This window comes from Nocardia sp. alder85J, assembly GCF_020176955.2.
Lineage (GTDB): Bacteria > Actinomycetota > Actinomycetes > Mycobacteriales > Mycobacteriaceae > Nocardia.
In genome coordinates this window covers 87659-109012 of record NZ_JAIUCZ020000007.1, presented here as the reverse complement: position 1 = coordinate 109012, position 21354 = coordinate 87659, and the positions used below count along the sequence as shown (strand labels likewise).

Sequence of the window (21354 nt, the reverse complement as noted above, 5' to 3'; positions counted from 1 at the left end):
ACCGCCCTCACGCCTCGACCGCGGTCGACAGCGCCGCGGCGATCGAGGCGGCGAATTCCACGGCATCGGTGGTCATTCCGTTGTGCGCCCCCGGGAACTCGGTGACCGCGACCCCGAGCCGGCGCGCGATCTCGACCGCCGGACGATACGGCAGGCACCCCCGCGTCTCCCGACCGGCGGCCAGGGTCAGCCGGTCGGCCACCGGTGCCAGCGCCGCGTAATCCGGTACATACGAGGTGAATTCGCGCAGCTCGTGCGCCAGCATGATCGGCGCGTTCACCGCACTGCGCTCCCGCCGCCGCACCTCCCGCGCCGGCGGATCACCCGCTTCCGGCAGCATCTTCATGGCCCCGCCGATCCCCGCGAAGAACCGCGCTCCCGCCGCCGCGGGCCCCTCGGCGTGGAACAACCGCACCACCTCGTCGACCATCGCACGCTGCTGCTGGGCATCGGGAAGTACTGCGAAACAAGGCGGTTCGTGCGCGACCAACGCCCGCACCCGCTCCGGATGCCGCGCGAGCAGATCGAGCCCCACGATGGCCCCGTTGCTCACCCCCACGACATACGCGGGCCCGGCGCCGAAATGCGCCAGCAGCCGGCAGGCATCGTCACTCTGCACCGCGACGAACTGATCCTCCGGTACGCCGCTGTCGAGTGCGCTGCGCGAATATCCCCGAGCGTCGAAGGCGACGACGGTGAACCGCCGCCGCAACTCCGCCGCGATCCCGTCGGCCGCACCGGCATCCCCGCCGCCACCCGGAATCACCAGCAGCACAGGCCCTTCCCCGCCCACCTCGTAGTACAGCGTGGCCCCGGGCACGCGCAGGAAACTCGATCTCGTCATTCGTCCTTCTCTCCGTGGACAGGCCAGTTCGACAACGTCAGATCCAACGCGTCGAGAATGCGTGGCCACGAGTCATCCGTGGACCGCGAATGCGCGAACCCACCCGCCGCCTCCAGCGTCGCGAACCCGTGAAAAGTACTGCGCAACAACCGAGCCGCATCCAGCCCGGCGTCGGCGCCGAGTCCGTACCCCCGCAACACCGACGAGGTCAGCTCGATACTGCGCACCAGTGCGGGCTCCCCGGCCACCTCGGCCGGATCCATCCGGATCTGCGTCGCCGCGTACCGCTGCGGATACTCCAGCACATAACCCCGATAGGCCCCCGCGAACGCCACCAGCGCCTCCTTCCCGGACCGCCCCGCCACCGCCGCCCCGATCCGATCGTTCAACTCCGCACTGGCCAGCAACGCCACCCGAACCCGCAGGTCGTGCAGATTGCGCACGTGCACATACAGACTCGGATCCTTCACACCGAAATGCCGCGCGACCGCCGACAACGTCAACTTGTCGAAGCCGATCTCATCGGCCAACTCGGCCGCGGCCCGGACCACCCGCTCGGTGGTCAACCCGGATCGGGGAGACATGGCCCTCCTTCCTGGTGCTCATAGGTTAAAACCTAATCATATTAGGATCAAGTCCGAGGGATGCCGCGCCTGTGGAAAGGGTGCGTGACACGCCCGATTGTGCTGGTAGGGGGGATTTTTCGCTGGCGTGTCTAGTTTGCGGGCCGGTATCATGGGAACATGCGTTCGATACCCGAGTGCGTCAGTGATCCCGCCACCGAAGCCGCCCTGCGCGCGCTGGAGATCGCCGCCGCCCAGGTCTCCGCCATGCCGACCCAGGCCCTGTCCAACCGTGACCGGCTCACCCTGATCCGCCGCGTCGAAACCATTGTCCGCATGTTGCCCGCCGCCGGGCTGCAATGGACCGCGCAGCTGCACGAACAATGGTCCAGCACCGAATTCGCGGCGAACAACCTCGTCGACACTCTTGCCGACAGCCTGCGTATCACCCCCGCCGAAGCCCGCGCCCGCACGCGTGCCGCCGACGACCTCGCCCACCACACCGGCCTCACCGGCGACACCCTCGCCCCGCCCCTGCCCGCGACGGCCACCGCCTACCGTGCGGGAGCCATCGCACCCGCCCACGTGAAAATTATTCGCGACGTCCTCCACCACCTCCCCGTCGCCGTCGACGCCGCGACCCGCGCCGACGTCGAGGTGATGCTCGCCGAGAACGCCCGCGAGCTCCGTCCGGACCAGTTGCGCAGGGTCGCCGACAAACTCGAAGCCCTGATCAACCCCGACGGTACGTTCACCGACGCCGATCGTGCCCGCCGCCGCGCCTTCACGATGAGCCGCCAAGGCCCGGACCTCATGTCGACCTGTACCGCCACCGTGGACCCCGAAGTACGCGCCTACCTCGAGGCCATTTTCGCCAAATATGCCAAACCCGGACTCCTGAACCCCGACGACACCACCCCCATGATCGAGGGTGACCCGGACGAGGCTGCCGTGCAACGCGACACCCGGAGCGCCGCGCAACGCCAACATGACGCGATCAAGGCCGTCCTGCGTGACGGTATCGCCTCCGGCCGCCTCGGGCAGCATCGTGGCCTGCCGGTCACCGTGATCGTCTCGATGACTCTACGAGAGCTGGAAGACGCTGTCGCACAGGCGATCCCCGATGGCCCACTGCCGCGGATCGCCGATCCCGCCGGTCCCGCCGTGGCGACCGGCGGGGGCGCGGTCGTTTCCGTAGGCGACGCCCTGCGCCTGGCATCCCATGCCCACCACTATCTTGCCCTGTTCGACGACAGTGACGGGCGCCCCCTGTACCTCGGCCGGAGCAAACGCATCGCCACCGTCGACCAGCGGATCGTGCTGCACGCCCGCGACATCGGCTGTACCTTCCCCGGCTGCACCAAACCCGGATACCTCTGCCAGGTACACCATCGCACCGAATGGTCTGCCGGTGGCGCCACCGACGCCGACCAGCTCACTTTCGTCTGCGAACCCCACCACCAGCAAGCTGGGACACATATCACCGGATGGGGCACCACGACCGCCCCCGGCGATCGGGCCGATGCTGGACGCACACAATGGATCCCGCCGGTCCACATCGATCCGGCCCGGCGACCACGCGTCAACATGTACCACCATCCGAGCGAATATCTTACGCACACAACAGAACCCGAGCACCGAAAACCGGGCTGACCACCTGCCCCGCCGACCGCCTCGTCCCCGGACGACGAGGCGGACATCGGCATGTCATCCTCGAATTGCTGGGGGTCACGCTGCGGGACTGGATTCCGTTGTCGGTGAAATGTGGCGCGGCCAAGCCCGTTTCCGTCACAGATACGGTGCTGTCGCCATATCGACACCCGGAGGTGCCGCACCCCGATGCCGATCCGAATACTCGAGCCGGCTGAGGTGATCCTGGCCGCTGCCGCTGCCGCTGCCCGATGTGTGCTCAATGGCAGCACCACCTCTGGGCGCCGATGCCGATCGCCTGCGGGTCCGCCGTGATGCCGATCGCCCTGGGCCAGCCGCGATACCGATCCCCTCAGGCTCGCTCGCGATGCGATCGGCCCGTGGGCCCGCTCGGTCATGCCGTCACTGTGGTCCGATTCCGGCCATATCCTCGGGCGTGGCAGAGCCGCCTCCCGCCGGAAACGCTCGAACTGCCGCTCCCGCGCCGACGGATCCGGCCTGGTATCGGCACAACATCGAAGCCACCCGCACCACGCAACCGATCTTCGCGGCGATGGCCGACAACATCCAGCCCTGTGCCTTCTGGCCCCGCCCGGTGGAATTCCGCACCCACGTGCGCAATTCGGTTCCAGTCCTGCTCGTGCAGTCGACCGGCGCTCCCTATCGGCATGCCCTGGGACTACATCGCGCCCTGCCCGAGCCCCGCCTGGTCACGCTGCGAAATACCGCATCCACATGACATCCGTACCGGGTTGAGCGACTGCCTCAACGGCATGGTCAATGCCTACCTGAGCGACGGAGTAGTTCCGGCCGAGGACAAGGCCTGCGACGCCGACGCGGTCGGATAACGCCGGCGGACCGATCGAACTTCGGCCGTCCGAGGCCGGTCGAGGAAGTCGGTGACGAGTCCGTCGAGGACATCCGGGCACATGCCTACTCCTGATCCTCCTGGGTCGAATCCTCTTGTGGCACAGTCACACCGGCGCGCTTCGGGGCCGCGCGTTTCTTCACCTTCTTGCCCCTCACGTCGTCGCCGGCCGCCGCGGCCTCCAGGCGTTCCAGGGATTCGCGGATCGTGTCGAGTTCGCGGCGGAAGTAGTCGCGGGTGGTGACCTCGCCGACGGCGAAGCGCAGGGCAGCCAGTTCGCGGGCGAGGAATTCGGTGTCGGCCTTGGTCTGGGCCGCGCGGGTACGGTCCTCCTCGAGGGAGACGCGGTCGCGGTTGTCCTGGCGGTTCTGGGCGAGCAGGATCAGCGGGGCGGCGTAGGCGGCCTGGGTGGAGAAGGCCAGGTTCAGCAGGATGAACGGGTACGGGTCCCATTGCAGGGCGATCACGAAGACGTTCAGGATGATCCACACGATCACGATCACGGTCTGGATCACCAGATAGCGGCCGGTGCCGAGGAAGCGGGCGATCTTCTCGCTGCCGCGCGCCATGGCCTCGGCGTCCCAGTCGAATCCGCGGAACCGGGATTCGACGGGTGTCTCCAGGCGCTGCCGGGCGGTGATCTTGGGCGAGCGGTCGCTCACGCGACGACCTCCCGGCGCGAGCGGGGCCGGTGGATGCCGTTCGGACTGGTCATGGCCGGTCTCCCGTTTCTTCCAACACGGGGGCGCCGTGCAGATCCTGCTCGTCTTCGTCCTGCTCGCGCCAATCCTCGGGCAGCAGGTGGTCGAGGACGTCGTCGACGGTGACGGCGCCCAGCAGATGATTCTCCGCGTCCACCACGGGCCCGCACACCAGGTTGTAGGTGGCGAAGTAGCGGGTCACCGAGGTCAGCGGGGCCTCCGGCCGCAGCTGGGCCAGGCCGTTGTCGACGATGCCGCCGACCAGGCTCGCGGGCGGTTCGCGCAGCAACTGCTGGAAGTGCACGCAGCCGAGGTAGCGGCCGGTCGGGGTGGCGGTCGGCGGCCGCACCACGAACACCATGCTGGCCAGTGCCGGGGTCAGCTCGGGATCGCGGATGCGGGCCAGCGCGTGGGCGACGGTCATGGACGGCGTGAGCACCACCGCCTCGGTGGTCATCAGGCCACCGGCGGTGTACGGCGCATGTTCCAGCAGCCGGCGCACTGGATCGGAATCCTCCGGATCCATCAGTGCCAGCAGCGATTCCGCCTCCGTCTGGGACAGCTCGCCGAGCAGGTCGGCGGCATCGTCGGGATCCATCGCCTCCAGGACGTCGGCGGCGCGCTCGGTGCCGAGCTCCTCCAGCAGGTGGACCTGGTCGCTCTCCGGCAACTCCTGCACCACGTCGGCCAGGCGTTCGTCGTCGAAGGCCGAGGCGACCTCGAGCCGGCGCTTGTCCGGCAGTTCGCGCAGCCGGTGCGCCACGTCGGCGGCCCGCAGGCCCTCGAACTGTTCCAGCAGCTGGGTGACGTCCTGACCCGGCGTGTCCAGGTCGGTGTGGGTGAGGCCGCGGACCTGCCCCCAGGTCACCACGTGCACGTCGCCGCGCCGCCGGAACCCGACGCCGGGTCGGCGCCGCTCGCGCACCGCGACCCGCGACACCACCCAGTCGCGGCTGCGGATCTGTTCGATGCCGAGATCGACCACCACCACATCGGTACCGGTCAGTTGCGGCAGCTCCGGATCGGCCACCTGCACGGTGGAGTCCAGGATCTGCGCGATGGCCAGGATCTCCCCGGGCCGTTGTTCGAACCGCCGCACACTGATCGTGCCGGTGTTCAGTGTCACCGCTCCCGGGTCGACGGTCTGCACCCGCAGCATCGGTACGAAGATCCGCCGCCGGGTGGGCAGTTCCACCAGCGCGCCGAGCACCCGTGGCTGCCGATCGTCGTATCGGATCGACACCACGATGTCGCGCAGGCGGCCGATGGATTCGCCGTCCGGGCCCAGTACTGCCAGGCCCATCAACCGGGCAGCGAAAACCTTGGTCGCTGTCATGTGCGCAAGGCTAGTGGGTCGGGTCCATCCGGAATGTCCGGCCCGTGCCGGTTGCCACCGGCAGTGGCCGCGGTCACCGCAGCGCGTCGACCAGTTCGGCGATGTCCGCGGGCGCCGCGGTGTAGCCGGGAAAGTAGCAGCACACCTCCCGGGCGTGTGGCGCGAACCGGTCCCGTAGCTGGTCAGCGCACTGCTGGGGGGTGCCGACCACCGCGAGCGTGGCCACCATCTCGGGGGTCACGAGCGCGCGCATCTCGGCGAATCTGCCCGCCTTCGACAGCGCGTTGAGCTCGGGCATCAGCTCGGCCCACCCCTCGACCTCGAGCACCGGCGCGTAGGCGGGGGTGGAGCCCTAGAAGGCGACCAGCCGGCCCACCCCGTCGACGGCCCGCGCCAGCTGTTCCTCGTCGCTGCCGATGGCGACCATCGCCTGCGCGACGATGCTGAAATCCGTGCCGTCGCGGCCCGAACGACGAAGTCCCGCTTCGATATTCGGGATCGTGCGGGTGGCGAAATGACGCTTCGAATGGAACGGCATGACCAGTACGCCGTCGGCCACCTCGGCCGCCGCACGGGTCATGAACGGCCCCAGCGCGCCGACGAGAACCGGCGGCGGACCGTAGGGATTCGGGCCCGGATCGAAATTCGGCGGCATCAGCGTGTGGGTGAAGAATTCGCCGCGAAAATTCAAGGACTGTTCACCTTCCCAGGCCGCGAAGATGGCCTTGACCGCGGCGACGGTCTCGGCCATCCGCGCGGCGGGCCGGTCCCAGCGAGCGCTGTACCGCCGTTCGATGTGCACCTTGATCTGGGACCCGAGGCCGAGCCGGAACCGGCCGCGGCTGTAGACCTGTAGGTCCCAGGCGGCATGGGCCAGATGCAGCGGGCTGCGCGGTCCGGCGATGGCGACGTTGGTCATCAGGTCCAGATCGACCGTGCCCGCGGCCGCCACCAGCGGGAAGAACACGTCGTGCGGTCCCTCGAAGGTGAACAGGCCGTCCGCGCCGAGGGTTTCGATCTCCCGGGCGTGGCGCGATACCTCGTCCGGTGAGCCGTCCAGCTGAAGATGCACCCGCACCGCAGATTTCCTCGTTCGTCTCGGCAGATGTCCGGTGTGACAGCAGGTCCGGATCAGCCGGCGACGGCGGCGGCCTCCGGCGCGGTGCCGACCGGCGCCGTGACCCGTGTGCCCGATCGGCCGAACAGCGCCGCGCTGCACAGGATCGCGATCACGAAGCAGACCACGGTGTAGCCGGCGTTACCGGTCGGGCCGCCGTGGCGGGCCCAGCCGTGGTTGGCGTGCAGGAAGTCCGGGAGCGCGGTGACCCAGAACAGTGCCAGCACAGCCACATACACCACCGAATAGGCCCGGACGACCGGATTCGTGTGCACCGGTACGACTTCGCCCCGGCGCAGCCGCCGCCACTGCACCACCAGCAGCACCGCGGCGACGACGCTCAGCACGATCAGCTCGGCGGCGTAGAGCACACCGCGCACGGTGGTGTCGTTCGCGCCGAACACCGTTGCGGGCAGCGGCAATACGAAGGTACCCAGCGCGCCCAGGATGCCGATCGCGACGGTCCGCCACACCAGCTGCGCCGCGGGCAACCGCCGCCCCGCGTCGACGTGCCGGCCGACGAACAGCTGCACGCAGAACGCCAGCGACATCGGCCACAGCGCCGCGAAGACCACGATGCTCGACAGCGGCACCGAATCGAACATCGGCTGGTTCAGCGAATTACCGGTCGACCACTCCCACCACTTCAGCTGCGGCCCGATCTGATCGAAGACCTCGTAGTAGGCGTGGTGGACGAAACCCACGCACACCGCCCCCGCGAGCACGCCGTAGCGCCGGAAGACACCCAGCCTGCGCACGGTTTCGAAGGCCAGCGTCGCCATGAACGGATAGATCGCCACGATGTACAGCGGCAGTCTGCCCCACAGGAAGTCGACGGTGAACACGTTGTGCGCGAACATCGTGTCGACATGGGCGCCGATGCCGAAGGCGGCCGGGAAGTACAGCGGCGGCTCGATGATGAACAGATAGGCGGTCGCGCCCAGCCACAGCACCAGATTGGTGGGATCGCCGTGGCGCCGCAGCCGCTGGATCGCGTAGCTCAGGGTCAGCACCGCGCCGAGGATCACCAGGACCTCGAGCACCGGCAGCGTCCAGTTCTCCAGGTGCAGCGGATTGCGGAATTCGACCGGGCCGCCCGCGGTCTTGCACGAGAAACCGAGTTCGGTCGCGAGTTGATCGAAGGTCGGAGAGCAATGGTCGGACATGGGTGACTCCGGTCTACTTCGACGTCGTCAGGTCGGCGGTGTACCACTGCGAGACGTCGTAGCCCGCGTCGTAGCGGCGGAACCAGACATCGGCGAGCGCGGGCAGCTTCTCGTGCGTCGGATCGTGTCCGGGCAGCTGACTGCGGACGATGCCGGACAGCGCGACGAGCTGTTCCCGCAGCGACAGGTCGTCGAAGGCGCGCGACAACGGGCCCTGATCGGGTGTCCCCAGCCGCGGCAGCCGGCGGCCCAGCCGCCGCCGATGCCGGTAGGTGGCGAACATCGCCATCGCGTCGACCTTCCGATCCGCCAGCGGCACATGATCGTTGAAGCCCTGGGAGGCGATCCGCACCATGCGCAGCACGTGCCGGAAGATCGACGGGGCCATCCGCATCCGGTAGAGATCGCTGCCGACCACCGAGTCGAAGATGATCAGCGCCGAACTGCGGTGTTCCACCTCCTCCACGAAATGCCAGATGAACAACGAGGCCACCCGGTCGTCGCCGGGCGCGAACAGCGTCGCCTCGTTGTCCAGCATCAGCTTGAACACCGGGGTGAAGGTCGCCTCCAGATCCGCGGTGTAGGCCAGCCGGTATTCCAGCGACGTGTTCGCGGTGAGGGCGTCGAATTCGGCGATCACCTCGTCGACGGTCTCGCGCAGGCCCGGATGGGCGCGGACGAGGGCGTTCACGTGCTGGCGGTGCGCGGTGGAGTGCTGGCCCTCCTGCCGCACGAAGGCGTCGGCCTCCTCGGCCACCACCGGATCGGTGATCCGCGGTTTCGCCTCGCGGATCATCTGCACGATCATCTTCTCGAAGCCGATCGCGAGGATCGAGACCGCATTGGCCATGGCCGAGAACGCCGGATTCTGCTCGTTCCACAGGAATGGCACGTCGTAGTCCGCGAAGGCGAAGCACATCTTCCGGACTTGCAATTCGGTCATCTGCTGTACCTCCCTCGGGCCGGCTCGCGCCGACCGATGGAGGCTATCATACAGACAGTCGTATGTTCGTATGATCACTTCCCGCGAGCGATTCCGGCTGCGGCACAATCGGCGCGCCCGCGCCCGTAAGATCTTTGGCGGACATTCGACCCGAGCCCAGGAAGCAGGCCAGTGGCACGACGACGGGGGTGGGGCGGTAGCCCCCCGGACAGCGACGAGGAGGCATCCCGCCGCATCGTCGCCGCGGCCGTCGAACTGATCGCGCGCACCGGCGCGGAGGTCAACATCGCCGAGGTGGCCGAGTCGCTGGGCGTCATCCGGCAGACCGTGTACCGGTATTTCCCCAGTTCGGACGCCCTCATGCAGGCGGCGGCGCTGGCCTCGGTGGACGGTTTCCTGGACCGGCTGACCGAACGGGTCGGCGGCATGACCGATCCGGTCGAGGCGATGACCCGGGCGGTGGTCTACACCCTCAACGAGGTGACCCGCATCCCGCACCTCGGCATCCTGATCTCCGCCGGGTATTCCAGGCGCCAGCCCGAGAGCCTCACCTCCGACGCGGCCCGCGCGTTCGGCATGACCATGATCCGCCGCTTCGACGTCGACTGGGAGCACTACGGTTACGACGACGCGTCGCTGGCCGAACTCGTCGAATTCCTGCTGCGGATCATGCAGTCGTTCTTCCTCGCCCCCGGCGATCCACCGCGCGGCGAAGCGGAACTCGAACGCTACCTGCGCCGGTGGATGGGCACCGCGATCCTCGCCCAGGCCGGTTACGACGCCTGATCACCGCCCGGCCACCCGCGCGCGACCTCAGGCGTTGCCGGCCGGATAGCGGGCGCGCAGTTCGCGTTTGAGCAGTTTGCCGGTGGCGTTGCGGGGCAGCGGGCTCATGTCGAAGAGGATTTCGGCGGGGACCTTGTACGGCGGCAGGCTGCGGCCGGCCAGTTCACGAATGTCCTCGGCGGACAACGAGATTCCCGCGCGCAGGGTCACCGCGGCGACGACCCGTTCGCCCAGCCGCGGATCGGGGACGCCGAAGACGGCGACCTCCACGAATTCGTCGCTCGCGGCGAGGACGGCTTCCACCTCGAGGCAGGAGATGTTCTCGCCCGCGGCGATGATGATGTCCTTGCTGCGGTCCACGATGTACACCAGGCCGTATTCGTCGACGTAGCCGATATCGCCGGTGCGCAGCCAGTTGTCGTCGAAGGTGCCCGCATCTGCGGCGCGACCGAGATAGCCGCGCGCGACGAGTCCGCCGTGCAGTTCCAGTTCGCCGATCTCGCCGGCCGGCAGCGGAGCTCCGGCCGCGTCGGTCACCCGCACATCCATGGTCGGGCTCATCGGGCCCAGGGTGTCGGGGAAGGCGGCGAGCAGGATGCCGTTGGCGGTGCACACGCTGCCCCCGGTCTCGGTCATGCCCCAGCCGACGCTGCGCTGCGCGGCGGGCAGCACGTTCGCGATGCGCCGGGATACGTTGGGCGGGTTGGCCTGCCCGCCGGGCGCGAGGTTCACCAGCGACGACAACCGCTGCGCGGCATCGGGTTCGGCCAGCAGTTCGTCGACGGCCATCGGCGGGCCCGCCACCAGCGTGAGCTTGTATTTCTCGACCAGGCCGACCGCATGCGCCGGATTCCATCGGCTCATGGTGACGATCTGCCCGCCGGTGCTCATCGCGATCAGCAGTCCGGCCAGGCCCGAGACGTGGAACAGCGGGAACACCAGCAGTGGGGACATCGCGGGGTGAACGACCGCAGATCGTCCACACCGATGCCGTACTGCCGGGACGCGAACCGGATGTTGCACTCGGTCACGAACTTCATGTTCAGCACGACGTTGCCGATGTTGCGGTGGGTCAGGGCGACACCCTTGGCCCGCCCGGAGGTGCCGGAGGTGAACAGCACCATACAGGTGGAGTCGGCCGTCGCCACCTGCTGCACATCGGCGTCACCGGCCTGGTCCAGCAGCGCGTCGATGGTCGGAACATCTTCCGGCCCTTCCGAGTTCGTGGCCACCAGGGCGACCGACGGCGCCACCGTGCGCAGGATCTCGATCCGCTCGGGGTCGGCGACGACGACCGCGCTGGGCACATCGGCGGTCGCCGCGGTGATCTCGGCCGCGCTGCCCCGGCTGTTGTAGAGTACGGCGACCGCGCCGAGGCGGGCCGTGGCGAACAGGGCTGTCAAATAGGCGGATTGGTTGGTCATCATGATGCCGACCCGGTCGCCGGGACCGACCCCGTACCGCTCGTGCAGGGCCGCGGCCAGCCGCCGGGCCCGGACCAGCACCTCGTGATAGGTCCGGCTGCCGTACTCGTCGGTGATCAGTACGTGGTCGGGGTAGCGGGCCTCGAATTCCGCTGCGGTCTCGTAGAAGTCCGGCGCCGCGGTACCGGTAGCTGCGCACGGTATCGCCGCCCAGGTCGACCTCGACGGTCTCGAAGGGGCTCCCGGCGGCGGTCAGCTCCCGCTCGAACTCTCGATAGGTCGCCATGACCTCGGCGGGATCCGACAGGTTGCTCTGGTACATGCGACTTCCTTCGAACGGAGCTGTTGCTGCCGGTCGCCGGTGTCGCGGATTCCGCGCCTGCGCACCCGGAATCGGTGCCGGTCGGGCACCCTCGGTGTGCCGCATACCGTCACGAAAACCCAAGGGGCGGCGTCATTCCGCGCGCCGCCACCAGTTCGGGACATAAGCTTGGACAGCTGTCTGGAAGATAGCACGGGTGTACCCCGCGGACAACGGAATCCCGCTGACCGGAACCGGCCGGGAATCAGGCGTTCGGATCCACGCGCAGCCCCGGCAACACGTAGCGCCGGAGGTGACGTGACACGGCCACCGGATCGTCCGGGTCGAAGGTGTCACCGGGTACGGTGCACAAGCTGATCAGCACCCGCGCCAGCCATTCGGCGGCCTCGGCCGGGTCGTGGCCGGGGTGGATCTCCCCGCGCGCGGCCGCGGCGCGCACATAGGGCAGCCAGAAGCCCGCGAGTTCGGGGACCATGCCCGAGACACCGGCGCCCGCGCAGGCCGCGAACTCCTCCGGCTCGGTCTGGCGCAGTCGCATCAGCAGGGTGCCCGGGTCGTCGTAGGCGCCGCGGCCGATGCGCACCCCGGTCGCCAGCTGTTCGGCGAAGCTGCCGACGGCATCCACCTCGGCCCGGGCGGCGGCGGACATCCGGTCCGCCAGCCGCACGATCGCCGCGCCCAGCAGGGCGGACTTGTCGGGGAAGTGCCGGTACAGCCAGGCGCGCGACACCCCGGCCTCCTCGGCCACCTCGCTGACCGTCGTGGCGCGAATCCCCTTGCGGGCCAGCAACGTCTGCGCGGCCGCGACGAGCCGATCGGTCACGTTGGTGGCAGGTGCCTCGGTCATGCGCCTCGCTTTCCGTGCCGGGTCGCCCGCAGCCGAGCATCGCGCAATTTCGCGAAAAACGTATCAGCAGCCGTAGCCGTCTGACATCCTGGCCCGAGTAGACAGATCTGCAAACCTGTCTACCGCCTGGAAAGGATCCATGGATGTACCAACCGCGAACCGCGGTGATCGGTGCCGGAATCAGCGGTCTGACTGCGAGCAAGATGCTCGCCGACTACGGCGTGCCGTACGTCACCTTCGAATCCTCCGACCGCATCGGCGGCAACTGGGCGTTCGGTAACCCCAACGGGCACAGCAGCGCCTACCGCTCGCTGCACATCGATACCTCGAAACATCGGCTGTCGTTCCGCGACTTCCCGATGCCCGAGGACTATCCGGACTTCCCGCACCACACCCAGATCAAGAAGTATCTCGACGACTACTGTGCCGCTTTCGATCTCGCGGCGAACATCGAGTTCCGCAACGGCGTCACCGCCGCGCGCCAGCTGCCCGGCGGCGGCTGGGAGCTGGAGACCCAGCGCGGCGAGGTGCGGCACTTCGATCTGCTGGTCGTCGCCAACGGGCACCACTGGGATCCGCGCTATCCCGACTTCCCGGGGGAGTTCGCCGGTGAATCCCTGCACGCCCACCACTACATCGATCCGTACACCCCGCTGGATTTCCGCAACCGTCGCATCCTCGTGGTCGGGCTGGGCAACAGCGCCGCCGACATCGCGGTCGAGCTGTCGTCGAAAGCGCTGAGCAACACGCTGCACCTGTCGACCCGGTCGGGCGCCTGGATCGTGCCGAAGTACATCGCGGGTCAGCCCGGCGACAAGTTCTACCGCACCCTGCCCTACGTGCCGACCTCCTGGCAGCGCAAGATCCTGCAGTGGGGCCAGCCGCTGACCGCGGGCCGGCCGGAGGACTTCGGCCTGCCCACCCCGAATCACGGCTTCTTCGAGGCACATCCGACGCAATCGGTGGAGCTGCCGCTGCGGCTCGGCTCCGGCGATGTGATCCCCCGGCCCGACATCGCCCGATTCGACGGCCACACCGTGCATTTCACCGACGGCACCAGCGACGACTTCGACATCGTCATCTATGCCACCGGATACAACATCACCTTCCCGTTCTTCGATCCCGCGTTCCTCAGCGCCCCGGACAACCGGATCGACCTCTACAAGCGGATGTTCGTGCCCGGTATCGACGATCTCGTATTCGCCGGATTCGCGCAGGCGGTGCCGACGCTGTTCCCGTTCGTCGAATGCCAGGCGCGGCTGATCGGGGCCTATGCGGTCGGGCACTACCGGCTGCCCTCGGAGAGCGAGATGCACCGGGTGATCGTGTCCGATCAGCAGCGCTACACCGGCCACATGCTCGACCGGCCGCGGCACACCCAGCAGGTCGACTACTTCCTCTACGAGCACGACATGCGGACCCGGGAGATCCCGGCCGGAGCGCGCCGGGCCAGGGCCCAGGGCGCGCCGCGGTGGGCCGCAGTCGCCGCCACGACGACGGGAGGCCCGCAGTGACCACCGGCGACCCTCGGCAGCTCTCCTTCATCAGCCACGGAACACGTTGCGACGCCTGGTTCTTCGAACCCGCCGGGCTGCCCGGCGGCGTGCCCGCGGTGGTGATGGCCCACGGCTTCGGCGGCACCAAGGATTCCGGCCTGGCCCCCTTCGCCCGCGCCCTGCGGGATGCCGGACTGGCCGTGCTCGCCTTCGACTACCGCGGCTTCGGCGGCTCCGAAGGCGAACCGCGGCAACGAGTCTCGGTCCGCGATCAGATGGACGACTATCGCGCCGCGATCGCCGCGGCCGGCGCGCAGCCGGGCGTCGATCCCGGCCGGATCGTGCTGTGGGGCATCTCGATGGGCGCCGGGCACGTGCTGAACCTCGCCGCCGATCGCACCGACCTCGCCGCGGTGATAGCGGTGGTGCCACTGGTCAGCGGTCCGGCCGCCGGGCGGGTCGCGCTGGCGCAGAACGGGCCCGGCGCGGTGGCCCGGTCCGCCGTCACCACGATCCGCGGTGCGGTCGCGAGCCGGTTCGGCGGCAGCCCGGTGCTGATCCCGCTGGTCGGCCGGCCCGGCGAGGAGGGCGCGCTGACCGCCCCCGGCTATTACGAGGACTATCTCGCGCTGTCAGGTCCGACCTGGCGCAACGAGGTCGACGCCGCGGTCGGGGTGGAGATGGGTGCCTTCCGCGCCGGACGCCACGCCGATCGCATCCAGGCGCCGGTACTGATGCAGATCGCCGACTTCGATCAGGCCGCGCCGCCGTACGCCGCCGCCAAGGTCGGATTCAAGGCCAGGGCCGAGGTCCGGCACTATCCTTGCGACCATTTCGGTCTGTTCCCCGGTCACCCCGGCTTCGATGCCGCGGTGGCCCACCAGATTCGGTTCCTGCAACGCCACGTGCTCGGTGAGACCGCCGTCGCGGGACCGGTGACACAGGAGGTCGGATGAGTACGGACGAGCCCACCGCGGTAGTGATCGGCGGTGCCTCCGGGATCGGGCTGGCGACCGTGCGGGCGCTGCTCGGCGAGGGGTACCGGGTCACGCTCGCGGATGTGAATACCGAAGCCGCGCAACGCGTTGCCGGCGAGCTCGGGGACCGGGTGACGACGGTGACCGTGGATGTCGCCGACGAAGCCTCGGTGGCAGCCTGTTTCGAGGCGGCGGCGGGCGCGCGCACCGTGGTCAACTGCGCCGGGCTGTCGATGCCGGGCGTCATCGTCGATCTGGAACTGTCGAATTGGCGGACCACCGTGGACGTCTGCCTGACCGGCACGTTCCTGGTCCTGAAGCATGCGGGCCGGCACGTGGCCGACGGCGCGAGCATCGTCTGCATCGCCTCCCTCAACGCCCGCCAGCCCGGCACCGGCATGGCCGGCTACTGCGCCGCCAAGGCCGGGGTGGTCATGCTGGTGGAGGTGGCCGCCCTGGAGATGGCCGAGCGCGGCATCCGGGTCAACGCCATCTCGCCCGGCCTGGTGGATACCCCGCTGGTGGCCGGGATGTCGCTGGTGCCCGGCCTGACCGAAGAGTACCTGGAGAACACCCCGCTCGGCCGCAGCGGCCGGCCGGAGGAGATCGCCGCCGCGGTGCTCTACCTGTCCTCCCCGCAGGCCACCTGGATGACCGGTTCCACCCTCGACCTCAACGGCGGCGCGCACCTGCGCCGCTACCCGGACGTCGTGGCCCGGGTGCGCGAGATGGCCCAACCGGACACGTAATCGGTTGCGCGGCAGCGTATTCGGTCGCCGCCAAGCCGGTCGGAGCATTGCAACCGGCCGCGACATCGTGACCGGCCGCGGCATTGCAACCGGCCGCGACATCGCAGCTGGTCGCAACATCTCAGCCGGAACCGCCAACGTGCCCGGACCGCGGTTCCGCACTCGGCGCCGGATCGCCCGCCGCCCTCCGGGCCGACGTCACAGAGAAGTGGGAGTGCGTGAAGATGCGTGCGCTGCAATTGGTCGGTCCGGGGACCTTGGAGATGCGTGAAGTGCCGGTCCCCGAGATCGGCCCCGGCGATCTGCTGCTGCGCGTGGGAGCGGTCGGCATCTGCCACTCCGACTCCTACGTACTGAGCCTGCCGTTCCGGCTGCGGGAGGACCCGCTGACAATGGGGCACGAGATCGCGGGCACCGTCGAGGCGGTCGGATCCGGTGTGACCGGCCGCAGCCCGGGGGAGCGCGGCCTGGTGTACCTGTGCTGGTCCTGCGGCGAGTGCCGGGAATGCCTGCGCGGCAACGAGAACGTCTGCCTGGCGGCGGGCCGGACCGCGATGCCGCCCTGCCCCGGACTCGGTCCCGACGGCGGGATGGCCGAATTCGTTCGGATACCGGCGAATTCGTTCGTGCCGATCGGCGATCTGGATTTCGTCGGCGCCGCACCGCTGGCCGATGCCGCGATGACCCCGTATCACGCCATCGCGGGGGCGCGGGACCAGTTGTATCCGGGTGCGACCGCCGTCGCGATCGGCATCGGTGGCCTGGGGCATCTCGCGGTGCAGATCCTGAAGGCGGTCGCCGACATCCGGGTGATCGCGGTCGACATCGCCGCGGACAAACTGGAACTGGCCACCGCCTGTGGCGCCGATCTCGGCCTGACGGCGGGCCCGGACACCGCGGCCCGCATCCTGGAACTCACCGGCGGCCGCGGGGCGGAGGCGGTCTTCGACTTCGTCGGCACCGAACCCACCGCCCGCCTGGCCACCGAATCGGTGGCGCCCAACGGCGCCTACCGGATCGTCGGGCTCGGCGGCGGCGCCCTCGGTCTCGACGCCGGCCCGGCCGGCGGCCCCGGTCTGCCCTGGGGCGCTACCGTCCGAAAGTCCTACGGCGGCACCAGCTCCGACCTCCGGGCGTCGGTCGTGCTGGCCCAGGCGGGCCGAATTCACGTGGAGGTGGAACAGTTCCCACTCGAATCCGGCCCGGCCGCCTTCGAACGCCTCGATCGCGGCGACATCCGCGGCCGCGCGGTGCTGATCCCCTGAACCCGGCCGACGGAATCGGTCACACCAGCTGCACGAGGCGCTGATGCGCGCCGACAGCCCGCCGGAGGTCGGCCCGCGACAACTCGTGCGGGCCGCATTCGCAGCTCGCCGGCAACCGGTCGGCGGCGAACCGGTCCCCGGCGAGCAGGTCGATGTAGCGTCTGCCGTGCCGCTCGGTGCGATGCGGCTCGTCGACGAAATCGCGACGCCCGTGCGCGTGCCCGCCGACTCTCGATTCGTAGACCGCGCCGAGCGTGGTGGCGAAGACGGTCGCGACGCGGTGGCCCCGCCCGCACCGGACTCTGAGCAGGGCGTGGCCGTCACGATCGCGGCCGAGGCGTTCGAGCGCGTGCAGAGCGGTCAGTTGCCGTTCGGCGGTACCGAGATCGGTGGGGCCGTTCATCGAATTCCTCCGGTCCGCCGAGTCATTCCGCGTTCTTCACTTCGACTTTTCTGATCTGCTCGGCGGGCTCGTGCAGCGGAACGCTGACAGTGAGGATGCCCTTGGCGTAACTGGCCTCCACGGCTTCCTCGTCCGCGCCGGGCGGCAGTGTCACCGCGCGGTAGAACGAGCCGTAGCTGAATTCGGACCGGCCCTTGTCCTCGTGCTGTTCGGTACGTTCGGCCTTGATCGTCAACTGATGCTCCCGGACCGACACGTCCACATCCTCGGCCGGATCGATACCCGGGATCTCCGCGCGCACCACATAGTGGCCGTCCTCGACCGCATCTTCCACGCGCAGCAGATGTGCGCCCCGGGTGGTCGGCGGGAAGTGGCCGGAGGTGAGGGCACTCCAGAGATCGCCGATATCGGGCAGTGTCGACTCACGGTGGACAGGAAACAGACTCATGATCTCCTCCTCGTGGGAATAGTCGTACCTCTCAATTGCACCGCCACCGGCGGCGGCGAACCAGGGCACGAGGTGGGCGCCCGGGTGGACTTCCGTCCCCGCCGCGGTGACAGAGGTCCCTCATCGGGCTGCGCGCGCGGTCGATCGGCATATATCGGACAGTCCAACGACCCTGTTCTGTCGGCCGCGGCCTGCCGATGATGGACGAACCGGACAGTTGCCGGGTTGTTCCAGGGAGGGCCACATGCGGGAATCAGGCACGACACCAGCGGGCGGATCCCCGCGGGAGCGCCGATGAGCAGGCAGGCGGGCGCACCACCGACCGGCGATCGGCCGCCGGCCCCGCAGCTCCCGCCGCATCGCGCGCCGTGGTGGGTCTGGCTGATCCCGATCGCGATCGTGGTCGCGGTGCTGGCGCTCACCGCATGGCTGCCCGGATTGCGGACAACCACGCCGAACGCGCGGGACCTGAGCTACAGCGAATTCCTCTCCGATGTCGACTCGCACCTGATCAAGACCGTCACGATCGAGTCGTCCGGAAAGGCATCCGGCACCGAGGCCGACGGGCACCGGTTCACGACCACGGTTCCGCCCCAGGCCGGTGCTCCGTTGCTGGACCGGTTGGAGAAGGCGGGTGTGACCATCACCGCCGCGGCGCCCGAGGGCGGCACCGCGGTCTGGTCACAGGTGTTGGCGTGGGTGCTGATCCTGGGCCCGGTCGTGCTGGTCTTCTGGTGGTTGCAGCGGGCAGGGAAGAGCGCCGTGGGCCAGGTCGGGGGTGCGCTGGGCGGGGTGGGCAAATCGAGGGCGAAGGTGTTCGACACCGAGCGCCCGGCAACCACCTTCGACGATGTGGCGGGTTATGCGGGTGCGAAGGCCGAGATCAGCGAGGTCGTCGATTTCTTGCGCGCGCCGGAACGGTACCGCCGCGCGGGCGCGGTCGCCCCGCGCGGGGTGTTGATGATCGGGCCGCCGGGAACCGGTAAGACATTGTTCGCGCGGGCTGTGGCCGGAGAGGCCGACGTCCCGTTCCTGTCGGTGGCGGGCTCGAGCTTCGTGGAGATGTTCGTCGGCGTCGGCGCGGCGCGGGTACGTGATCTGTTCGCCGAGGCCCGCAAACGGGCCCCCGCGATCGTATTCGTCGACGAGGTCGACGCGATCGGATCCCGGCGCGGTGGCGCGGGAGCGATGGTGGCCAACGACGAACGCGAACAGACGCTGAACCAGTTGCTCGCGGAGATGGACGGATTCGATCCGGCCTCGGGCATCGTGGTGCTGGCCGCCACCAACCGGCCCGAGGTGCTGGATCCCGCGCTGCTGCGGCCCGGCCGGTTCGACCGCCAGGTCACCATTCCGTTGCCGACGCTGGCCGAACGGGCGGCGATCCTGGCGGTCCACTGCCGTGGCAAACACCTCGCCCCCGACGTCGACATGCAGGTCGTGGCCCGTGGCACCCCGGGTTTCTCCGGGGCGGATCTGGCGAACCTCGCCAACGAGGCCGCGATCTGCGCGGTCCGCGACAACCGGGAGGTGGTCCGGGCGGCGGACTTCGAGGCCGCCCGCGACCGGATCCTGCTCGGCCGCCGGGAAGGATCCAATGTTCTGCTGCCCGAGGAGAAATACGCGGTGGCCGTGCACGAGAGCGGGCACGCGCTGGTCGCGGCACTGTCCGCGCACGCCGATCCCGTCGCCAAGGTGACCATTCTGCCGGCTGGGCAGACGCTCGGCACGACCGAACAGTTGCCGCTGGTCGAACGCCATCTCTACGGCGAGGACTATCTCACGGACACCCTCACCGTCCGACTCGGCGGCCGGGCGGCGGAACTGGTGGTCTTCGGTCACGGATCCACCGGGGCTGCCAACGACCTGGCTCAGGCCACGGAATTGGCGATCAAGATGGTTCGCGAATTCGGTCTGTCCGCCGCGCTCGGCCCGGTCGGCTACCCGCAGGGCGGCTCGGTATTCCTCGGCGGGAGCTCCACGGAGCTGTCCAGTCGCCCGTTCGCCGAAGACACGCAGGCGGTCATCGACACCGAGGTGTCCCGATTGTTGCGCGCGGCCGAGCGCCGAGCGATCGAGCTGGTCCGATCACACCGCGACACGCTCCAGCGGCTGGTGGACCTGCTGCTGGATACGGAAACCGTCGATGGTGCGGCCGTCTACGGTTTGCTGGGCAGGGCCGTCCCCGACGATCGCGCCCCGGGCGCCACGGTCGCGCCGCGGCGTGGTCCCGACCTCGCGCGCGACGGCCGAGCCGGGGAAACCGTGCCGGGGCGAGCATGACAGCCGATTTCCCCACGGACCGGAGAGGCCGCATCGCCCGATCCTCCGGTCCCGGTGAGGAGTTGATTGCTGCCGCGGAACACAGTGCCGCGCAACAGCGCTCGGACCATCCGCCGTTCGGCGAGCGGGGCCGGCGATTCGATCGGCGGTCGCCGTTCCAGATCGGGCTGGCGGCGTCGGCGGGGGTGGCCGTCACCTACGGTGCGGTGCGGTTGCTGGGTGCGGCCTCCTCGGTTCTCGTACTCGTCGGTGCGGCACTGTTCTTCGCATTGGGTCTGGAACCTGCGGTGGCGGGACTGACGAAGCGACGAGTACCGCGGTGGCTGGCGGTGAGCCTGGTGGTGGTGGCGGTCTTCGGTGTGCTGGCCGGGGTGGTCGCGGCGGCGATCACCCCGTTGGTACAGCAGACCCACCAGTTCGCCGCCCAGGCGCCGCATCTGCTCGAACAGGCCCGCAATCATTCCACCCTGCTCGGCCGGCTCAACGACCGTTTCCATGTGCTGCAACGGATCAGCGATGCGATCGACGGTGCCCGCGCGCCGGCGGTCGGCACGGTCTTGCGGGCCGGCGAGACGGTGTTCGGGGTGGTGTCCAACATCGTGATCATGGGCGTGCTGACGATCTATTTCCTGGCCGACCTGCCACGAATCCAGACGACGATGTACCGGTTCGTCCCGGATTCCCGTCGTCCGCGCGCGATTCTCATCGGCGACGAGATCATCGCCAAGGTCGGCGATTACGTCTTCGGCAATGTGCTGACCTCGCTCATCGCCGGGGCCGCGACTTTCGTCTGGTGTCTGGTCCTGCACGTGCCGTACCCCCTGTTGCTCGGGGCGTTCGTCGCGATCGTGGACCTGTTCCCCTACGGCTCCACCGTCGGCGGGATCGTGGTGGCCCTGGTGGCATTGGCCGTGTCGACTCCGGTCGCCGTCGCCACACTGGTGTTCTACTTCGTGTTCCGGCTGACCGAGGACTATCTGCTGACGCCCAGGATCATCGGCCGGGCAGTGCAGATACCCGGCAGCGTGACCGTGGTGGCGGTGCTCGTCGGCGCCGCGCTGCTCGGTGTGGTCGGGGCGCTGGTGGCGATTCCGGTCGCCGCGGCGCTGCAACTCCTGATCTCGGAACTGCTATTTCCCGCACTCGACGACGCGTGATCCCGCTTC

The 21354-nt window shown here is 69.1% G+C and carries 20 protein-coding genes and 1 pseudogene; 9 read left to right on the top strand and 12 right to left on the bottom strand.

All coding sequences use genetic code 11. The features are described 5' to 3' along the window. Positions 1-7: 7 nt before the first annotated feature. Together LBW94_RS26275 and LBW94_RS26270 are read right to left on the bottom strand one after the other, a co-directional pair. Positions 8-844, bottom strand: a complete 837-nt coding sequence (locus LBW94_RS26275) for an alpha/beta fold hydrolase (protein WP_225054590.1) — start codon at positions 842-844, stop codon at positions 8-10. Continuing rightward, positions 841-1428 carry a TetR/AcrR family transcriptional regulator gene (locus LBW94_RS26270; protein ID WP_225054589.1) on the bottom strand — a complete coding sequence of 196 codons (588 nt, stop codon included), beginning with the start codon at positions 1426-1428 and terminating at the stop codon, positions 841-843. Before LBW94_RS26270 ends, LBW94_RS26275 begins: the two co-directional genes overlap by 4 nt. Before the next feature lie 159 nt (positions 1429-1587). Here LBW94_RS26270 and LBW94_RS26265 point away from each other — a divergent pair, with 159 nt between their 5' ends. Then, positions 1588-3060 (top strand): HNH endonuclease signature motif containing protein, encoded by a 1473-nt coding sequence (locus tag LBW94_RS26265; RefSeq protein WP_225054587.1) that lies wholly within the window; start codon positions 1588-1590, stop codon positions 3058-3060. Between the two features lie 433 nt (positions 3061-3493). After that, the gene (locus LBW94_RS26260) at positions 3494-3796 is read left to right on the top strand and encodes an alpha/beta hydrolase (RefSeq protein ID WP_225054585.1); all 303 of its coding nucleotides are present in this window, start codon (positions 3494-3496) and stop codon (positions 3794-3796) included. 194 nt (positions 3797-3990) lie between these two features. Here the strand turns inward: LBW94_RS26260 and LBW94_RS26255 are convergent, their stop codons facing one another. The 5 genes and pseudogenes from LBW94_RS26255 to LBW94_RS26235 all read right to left on the bottom strand — a co-directional run bounded on the left by LBW94_RS26255 (position 3991) and on the right by LBW94_RS26235 (position 9188). Then, positions 3991-4587 (bottom strand): DUF1003 domain-containing protein, encoded by a 597-nt coding sequence (locus tag LBW94_RS26255; protein ID WP_225054583.1) that lies wholly within the window; start codon positions 4585-4587, stop codon positions 3991-3993. A 49-nt stretch (positions 4588-4636) separates the two neighbouring features. After that, complete coding sequence (locus LBW94_RS26250) at positions 4637-5962, bottom strand: magnesium transporter MgtE N-terminal domain-containing protein (RefSeq protein WP_225054582.1); 1326 nt, start codon at positions 5960-5962, stop codon at positions 4637-4639. 73 nt (positions 5963-6035) lie between these two features. Further along, positions 6036-7040: pseudogene (locus LBW94_RS26245) on the bottom strand (TIGR03617 family F420-dependent LLM class oxidoreductase). A 53-nt stretch (positions 7041-7093) separates the two neighbouring features. After that, a complete protein-coding gene (locus LBW94_RS26240; protein ID WP_225054580.1) occupies positions 7094-8245 on the bottom strand; it encodes a hypothetical protein in 1152 nt (383 codons plus the stop codon). Between the two features lie 13 nt (positions 8246-8258). Beyond that, a complete protein-coding gene (locus tag LBW94_RS26235) occupies positions 8259-9188 on the bottom strand; it encodes a metal-dependent hydrolase (protein WP_225054578.1) in 930 nt (309 codons plus the stop codon). 171 nt (positions 9189-9359) lie between these two features. Between LBW94_RS26235 and LBW94_RS26230 the strand changes: the two genes are divergently transcribed. Further along, positions 9360-9974, top strand: a complete 615-nt coding sequence (locus LBW94_RS26230; protein ID WP_225054576.1) for a TetR/AcrR family transcriptional regulator — start codon at positions 9360-9362, stop codon at positions 9972-9974. Between the two features lie 27 nt (positions 9975-10001). On the opposite strand, the gene LBW94_RS26225 is transcribed toward LBW94_RS26230, so the two are convergent. From LBW94_RS26225 to LBW94_RS26215, 3 genes are all read right to left on the bottom strand, one after another. Then, complete coding sequence (locus LBW94_RS26225) at positions 10002-10928, bottom strand: class I adenylate-forming enzyme family protein (protein ID WP_255633740.1); 927 nt, start codon at positions 10926-10928, stop codon at positions 10002-10004. Next, the gene (locus LBW94_RS26220; protein ID WP_266272287.1) at positions 10871-11515 is read right to left on the bottom strand and encodes an AMP-binding protein; all 645 of its coding nucleotides are present in this window, start codon (positions 11513-11515) and stop codon (positions 10871-10873) included. The genes LBW94_RS26225 and LBW94_RS26220 overlap by 58 nt, the downstream gene beginning before the upstream one ends. 449 nt (positions 11516-11964) lie before the next feature. Then, the gene (locus tag LBW94_RS26215; protein ID WP_225054575.1) at positions 11965-12567 is read right to left on the bottom strand and encodes a TetR/AcrR family transcriptional regulator; all 603 of its coding nucleotides are present in this window, start codon (positions 12565-12567) and stop codon (positions 11965-11967) included. A gap of 143 nt (positions 12568-12710) precedes the next feature. Between LBW94_RS26215 and LBW94_RS26210 the strand changes: the two genes are divergently transcribed. The 4 genes from LBW94_RS26210 to LBW94_RS26195 all read left to right on the top strand — a co-directional run bounded on the left by LBW94_RS26210 (position 12711) and on the right by LBW94_RS26195 (position 17054). After that, positions 12711-14081, top strand: a complete 1371-nt coding sequence (locus LBW94_RS26210) for a flavin-containing monooxygenase (RefSeq protein WP_225054573.1) — start codon at positions 12711-12713, stop codon at positions 14079-14081. Next, positions 14078-15019, top strand: a complete 942-nt coding sequence (locus LBW94_RS26205; protein WP_225054571.1) for an alpha/beta hydrolase — start codon at positions 14078-14080, stop codon at positions 15017-15019. The genes LBW94_RS26210 and LBW94_RS26205 overlap by 4 nt, the downstream gene beginning before the upstream one ends. Beyond that, positions 15016-15789, top strand: coding sequence for an SDR family NAD(P)-dependent oxidoreductase (locus tag LBW94_RS26200; RefSeq protein ID WP_225054569.1), 774 nt, complete (start codon positions 15016-15018; stop codon positions 15787-15789). Before LBW94_RS26205 ends, LBW94_RS26200 begins: the two co-directional genes overlap by 4 nt. 224 nt (positions 15790-16013) lie before the next feature. After that, positions 16014-17054 (top strand): NAD(P)-dependent alcohol dehydrogenase, encoded by a 1041-nt coding sequence (locus tag LBW94_RS26195; RefSeq protein ID WP_225055072.1) that lies wholly within the window; start codon positions 16014-16016, stop codon positions 17052-17054. A 19-nt stretch (positions 17055-17073) separates the two neighbouring features. Here LBW94_RS26195 and LBW94_RS26190 read toward each other — a convergent pair whose 3' ends face one another. Together LBW94_RS26190 and LBW94_RS26185 are read right to left on the bottom strand one after the other, a co-directional pair. Then, the gene (locus LBW94_RS26190) at positions 17074-17457 is read right to left on the bottom strand and encodes a hypothetical protein (RefSeq protein WP_225054568.1); all 384 of its coding nucleotides are present in this window, start codon (positions 17455-17457) and stop codon (positions 17074-17076) included. 22 nt (positions 17458-17479) lie between these two features. Continuing rightward, positions 17480-17905: an Hsp20/alpha crystallin family protein gene (locus LBW94_RS26185; RefSeq protein ID WP_225054566.1), complete on the bottom strand. Its 426-nt coding sequence runs from the start codon at positions 17903-17905 to the stop codon at positions 17480-17482. A 294-nt stretch (positions 17906-18199) separates the two neighbouring features. Between LBW94_RS26185 and ftsH the strand changes: the two genes are divergently transcribed. Both ftsH and LBW94_RS26175 read left to right on the top strand, forming a co-directional pair. Then, positions 18200-20188 carry an ATP-dependent zinc metalloprotease FtsH gene (gene ftsH, locus LBW94_RS26180; RefSeq protein ID WP_225054564.1) on the top strand — a complete coding sequence of 663 codons (1989 nt, stop codon included), beginning with the start codon at positions 18200-18202 and terminating at the stop codon, positions 20186-20188. Continuing rightward, complete coding sequence (locus tag LBW94_RS26175; RefSeq protein WP_225054562.1) at positions 20185-21345, top strand: AI-2E family transporter; 1161 nt, start codon at positions 20185-20187, stop codon at positions 21343-21345. Before ftsH ends, LBW94_RS26175 begins: the two co-directional genes overlap by 4 nt. Positions 21346-21354: the final 9 nt, after the last annotated feature.